Raw genomic sequence first — 1,460 nt, forward strand, 5'->3', positions numbered from 1 at the left:
CATCGGTGACAGTCACTCCACGTCAGGCGCGTTCTGGAACTTCTCTTTCGCATGCCGCAAGCTCAGGTACGTCACCCCAGCGGGGAACGGATAGTCGTATTTCGCGATCAGCTCACCCTCCAACGAGATCACCATCAGCTCCGCTTGGTCCCAGAGAACCTTCACCATCGTGGAGCGCAGGAGCTTGCCCAGATAGAGCTGGACGCCGGCCACCTTCAGGCACCGGTTCTTGTTTACGCGCATCAGCTGGCTGCCGGCAGGCTCCATGCGCTCGGCCCGCAGCGTGGCGCTGAGCTTCACCGGTTCGGGCGTGGCCTCCGGGGTCGTGCCCGCAGCCTGGCTGGTGTCCTCAGGTGTGGTGGCCAGGATCGATTCTGCGATGGTGGGGGCAGGGGTGGTGCTCAGCTTCACCCATTCACCTTCAGCCAACGGCTCCGCCGTCTCGGTAGCGTCCCATGCCTCCTGCGGCGTGCACCGGTTTTCCAAGGACTGATGCCCACGCTGGGTGTTGTAGGCCTGGTCAAAGATCTCCACTTGGGCCTGCAATTCGGCGAGGTCCTTGGCGAACGGCTGCTTCTTCAGCCATTTGAACAAGGTCGAATGGAACCTCTCGTTCTTCCCCTGCGTGGTGGGCTTATACGGTTTGCCGGTGATTGTGGCGACGCCCAAGCTGTTGGCGTAGGCGACCAGTTCACTGGTCATGCCTCGGCGGATCGGATTTAGGGCTTCTCCGTTGTCGCTGAGCAACCGCTGCGGCAGGCCGCGGGCGGCGACGCCGGCCCGGAAGACCTTCACCGCGTCCGCCCCGTTCTCCGTCTCGGCGACCAAGGACGCCACGGCCAGGCGGGAGTGGTCGTCAATGAGCTGGAAGATCACGCATTTGCGTCCGCCTTCCAACACGTACTCGGTGGCGTCCAGCTGCCAGCAGGCGTTGGGCATCGGGTAGCGGAACGACCGGAACGAGGACCGCGGGCGTTTCTGCGGGGCCGGGGTGATCAGGCCGCGGTCGCGGAAGATCCTGGCCAGCACCGCGACGGAGGGGGCTTGCATGCCGAGCTTGGACATCTTGTCGTGCACGCTGATCGGGCCGTGGTCCCACCCTGATTTTTCCAAGGATTCACGCATGGCGACGGCCTGGTCTTTCAGCGCCTCGGCCGTGGCGTTGGGTGAGGTTTTCGGGCGTCGGGAGCGCGGTTCCAGCGCTGCGGCTTGCCCTTCGGTGCGGGCTCGTTTCAGGATTTGGTAGAAGGTTTTGCGGCTGATGCCGTGTTCGGTGCAGAACGCGGTGACAGCGCCTCTGGGTGCGTCGTCTGGCCATCGGGCGATGGCAAGGCGTATTGTCGGGTCGACTGGATCATTTTTCACGAATACCAGTCCACCAGCCCGCCCCTTTGGCTTTGTGCCGTGGGGCGGGCTGTGTGGTTTTTCCGGGGGTTAAAGATCCGGGTGAAGTGTTACCA

At 63.5% G+C, this 1,460-nt stretch carries 1 protein-coding gene; it reads right to left on the reverse strand.

The window, feature by feature from the left end:
• Positions 1–12 precede the first annotated feature (12 nt).
• Entirely contained in the window at positions 13–1,365 is a 1,353-nt protein-coding gene (locus IEY43_RS17990; protein WP_188950397.1) for a DDE-type integrase/transposase/recombinase, read from the reverse strand.
• Between the last annotated feature and the right edge of the window lie 95 nt (positions 1,366–1,460).

The organism is Glutamicibacter protophormiae (assembly GCF_014647495.1).
Taxonomy (GTDB): Bacteria; Actinomycetota; Actinomycetes; order Actinomycetales; family Micrococcaceae; genus Glutamicibacter; species Glutamicibacter protophormiae.